This window comes from Streptomyces roseochromogenus subsp. oscitans DS 12.976 (genome assembly GCF_000497445.1).
GTDB lineage: Bacteria > Actinomycetota > Actinomycetes > Streptomycetales > Streptomycetaceae > Streptomyces > Streptomyces oscitans.
This window is the reverse complement of sequence record NZ_CM002285.1, coordinates 8050912-8054639: the sequence shown is the minus strand read 5'-3', so window position 1 is coordinate 8054639 and position 3728 is coordinate 8050912. Positions and strand designations below refer to the sequence as shown.

The 3728-nt window shown below is 73.4% G+C and carries 2 protein-coding genes and 1 pseudogene; all 3 read right to left on the bottom strand.

What is annotated here, in order from left to right; genetic code table 11:
- A pseudogene (locus M878_RS49600) lies at positions 1-1340 on the bottom strand (hypothetical protein); the annotation flags it as partial.
- A gap of 63 nt (positions 1341-1403) precedes the next feature.
- Positions 1404-2282: a hypothetical protein gene (locus M878_RS84545; RefSeq protein WP_023552187.1), complete on the bottom strand. Its 879-nt coding sequence runs from the start codon at positions 2280-2282 to the stop codon at positions 1404-1406.
- 31 nt (positions 2283-2313) lie between these two features.
- Positions 2314-3728, bottom strand: a 1415-nt coding sequence (locus M878_RS84540) for a hypothetical protein (protein WP_023552186.1), incomplete at its 5' end; no start/stop codon positions are given.

Sequence of the window (3728 nt, the reverse complement as noted above, 5' to 3'; positions counted from 1 at the left end):
ATGGCGGCCTTGGCGCGCGCGGCGAGCGCGGGTGCGGCGTCCCGCTCGGCCTCCTGGATGGCGGCGGACACGCGCGCGACGCGGTCGGCGGCGGCGCGGTGCCGCAGCACGGCCTCGGCCGCCTGCCAGGCCGAGTGCAGGGTGCGCGCGTCGGCCAGCTCGCGCTTCTGAGCGGCGGCGGACTTCTCGGCGGCGGCGAGGGCCAACGAGGCGTGCCGGTAGGCGAGTTCGGCGGCGATCAGGGCGCTGCGCTCGCGGGCGCCCTCGGAGTGGGTGAGGGCGTAGGCGGCGGCCGTGACCCGCTGGGCGAGGTCAGCGGCCCGCACCCGCTCCCGCACCGCCCGTGCGGACAGCCGCCGGGCGAGGCTGCGGGTACGGCGCTCGGCGCCGGCGTGGATGTCACGCGCGCGTGAACGGGCTTCGGCGGCCTCGACGATCCGGCCGAGCAGGTCGGCCGAGCCGGCGGTGAAGTCCCGTTCGGCGATCAGCTCGGCGCGCCGGCCCAGCTTGTTGCCGAAGCCGCTGACGAGGTCGGCGAGGCCGTCGGTGTCCCGGGTGTCGGTGACGGCGCGCAGCAGCAGGTCGGTGAAGTCGGAGTCCTTCTTCACCGCGAAGAGACCGGCCGCCTCGCCCTCGTCGGCGTTCATCTCCCGCTGGTAGCGGAAGAGTTCGGGGTCGAGGCCGAGGTCGCCGAGGTGCTCGATCCAGCGGTCGTGGATCTCCTCCCAGTGCACCTCCAGATGCGGGTAGGCCTTGCCCGCCTCCATGAGGGCGTCGCGAAAGCCCTTCATGGTGCGGCGCCGGCCCTGGGCGCCCGAGATGCCCTCGACGGGCGGCCGTACGGCGGTGGCCTCGGCGACCGGCAGGTTGTCCAGGCTCAGACCGGGACCGGGCCGGAACGAGTACCAGGCCTCGGCGAACTTCCGCGGGTCGTTGGACACCTGCCGCCCGCGCCACTCGCTCACCTTGCCGACGACGACGCACTCGCCGGTCTGCACGTGCTGCCACTCCAGCGCCACGTGCCCGCAGTCGTCGGCCAGCAGGAACTTGCGCAGCACACCGGAGCTGGCGCCGCCGAGGGTGTTGCGGTGGCCCGGCAGCATCACCGAGAAGATCAGCTTCAGCAGCACGGACTTGCCGCCGCCGTTCTCCAGGAAGAGCACGCCCGCGGGCGCGGGCCGGCGCGGCGGGCCGGACGGCTCCTCCTCGAAGAACTCCGCCTGCGTGGGCGCCGGGTCGGGCACGGGCTCGCCGACACCCCGCAGGTCAAGCACGGTGTCGGCATAGCGCGCACCGGCGGGACCGATGGAGTAGAGGCGGACCCGGGACAGCTCGTACATGGCGGACTCTCGTAAGTCTGGTGAAAGGTGCGGTGGTTCAGGGGCTGGTGGCGCTGGTGCGCCTCAGGAGTGGAACGGCAGCCCGGCGTCGGCCACCAGCTCCAGGTCCTCGGTGTCGTCGGCGGGCAGCAGGCTGGCGGTGCCGTCGGTCACCGGTACGACGCCCAGCTCGAGCAGTTCGGACAGGGCGGCGCTGCCGGCCATGTCCCGGACCTGGAGCTGGTAGCGGGCCGTGGTGCGGTAGGTGCCGCCGCTGTCGTCGCCGGTGCGCTGCAGGAAGCCCGAGTCGGTGAGGAAGGCCAGGGCCTTGGCGACGATGCCGGTGGTGGAGGCGGCCGGCCGGCGGGCGTCCTTGGTGGCGCCGGTGGCGCTGCGTCTGGCCCAGATCCGCCAGGCGGCCTCAAGGCCGGGCGCGCCGGTCGCCGGGTCGGTGTTCTCGCCCAGTTCCTCGGCTCGCTCCTCCAGGCGCCGGCAGGCCTGCCGTACGAAGGCGTCGACGCCGTTGACGGTGACGCGGCCGACGTAGGTGTCGTCGGCCAGGTCCTCCGGGCGCGGGAACGCCAGTGCGGCGGCGGCGAGATGGGCGAGGCCGTGCAGGAAGCGGTCGCCCGAGTCGGCAGCGGTACGACGCGCGTAGTCGCCCATGCGGACGGCGAACACCGAGTCCTCGGCGGCCGTCACGGCCATCCCCGCGCGCGGGGACACCTCCAGCACGACGAGCCCCAGACCGGCGGCGACGGCGTCGGCGAGCCGTGCGAACGCCGGGTCGTCCCGGTGGCGGCGCAGCAGTTCCGTGTACTCCTGGTCCCGCGCGGGCTGCAGCTTGGGCTGCAGCCCGAAGGCGACGAGCCGCGCCGCGTCGGCGGCGTCGGCGGGGGTGACGGCGGAACCGGCCGGCGCGGCGGCGGGCTCGGGCTCACTCCGGTCGACGTGCTCGGTCACGGCTTCGGCTCCTTGTCGCGTTCTTGTCTGCTCATGCTGCTTCCGTCCGGTCCGCGGCCATCCCCGCCGCATCCAGCAGCGCGGTCCCGACGATGAGGTCGGCCCCGCCGAACTCGGGATCGTCCAGTTCGGTCCCGTCGTCCACGGCGAACAACAGCTTCTCCTCGCCCTGGCGGTAGGCTGTGCCGACCGCGGGACTGGCCGCGTGGACCGCCAACAGGGCCACCAGATAGGCCAGATCGGGATCCCCCGTCCGCCGCGCCTCGGCCAGCAGGCCCGACAGCCTGCGCGGCGCATCGGCCGGAAGGTCCAACAGCTCCATCGCGGCGGCCAGTTGCTCCTCGCTGAACCGGCTGTCGTCCGGCGTGGCGATCAGATCCGGCTCAGGCATCTCCGCGCCCAGATGCTCCCGCTCCACCGGCGGCGTCAGCAGTATCTCGACGAGGTCGCCGACCCGCACCGACACCGGGGTACGCAACCCCGTGCCGTTCGCGAAGAACGCGTCCGTGACCCGGATCGCCTGCTCCAGCGGCAACGGCAGGACGGGGGCGAGGAGATGGCCGTACAGGTCCGTGCCGGAGGTCGTCGCCGGTGTGGCGAAGGCCTGCCGGTCCTGCTCGGCACGGAACAGCGGCCCCGCCTCCAGCAGCCGCGACTGGAGCTGGGTGTGCCGCCGGATGCAGTCCTTGACGATGTCGACCAGCTCGGCGGCGCGCCGCTTGTGCTCGGGCTCCTCGGTCTCGTCGCGGGCCTTGCGGATGTTGGTGAGGATCGCGTTCTCGTGGCGGTAGCGGTCGGCCACGTGGTCCAGGGCCTCGGCGATCATGTCGGGCACGGCGCTCAGCCAGTCGACCGCGCGGACGTTGCGCCGGGTGGCCTCCAGGGCGCGGCGCAGGGTCTCCGAGTACTGCACCGTGCGGTAGCGGGCCTGCTCGGCGGCGAGCTGGGCGTCGGCCAGCCGGCCGCGGCTGATCAGCACCTCCAGCTTGACCTCGGCGGCGATCTGGGCGCTGGTGACGTCGGTGTCGAGGGCGCCGACCAGGACGTTGACCGCCTCGTCCGTCGTGCGCAGATAGACCGTGCCGCCGGGGCCCGGGACCTCTTCGATCAGTTTGAAGTCGTAGTCCCTGCGGACGTACGTGCCGTCCTGGGCGAAGGTGCCGTAGACGGCGCGGAAGCCGCGGTCGACGCTGCCGACGTTGATCAGGTTCTCCAGGACCCAGCGGGCCACGCGCTCGTGTTCGGCGGTGGGCCGGTGCGCGGCCTGGGCGGCGATACGCGGGACGAGCCGGGCCACGATCTGCTCGTGGTCGGCGCCGGTGTCGAAGTCCATGTTGAGCGTGACCAGGTCGATGGCGGCGAGGGCCACCTCGGCCATGCCGTACACCGAGTACTCACCAGCCAGGTTGGCCTTGCGCGCGTCGAGGTCGTGCAGCGGCGCGGTGC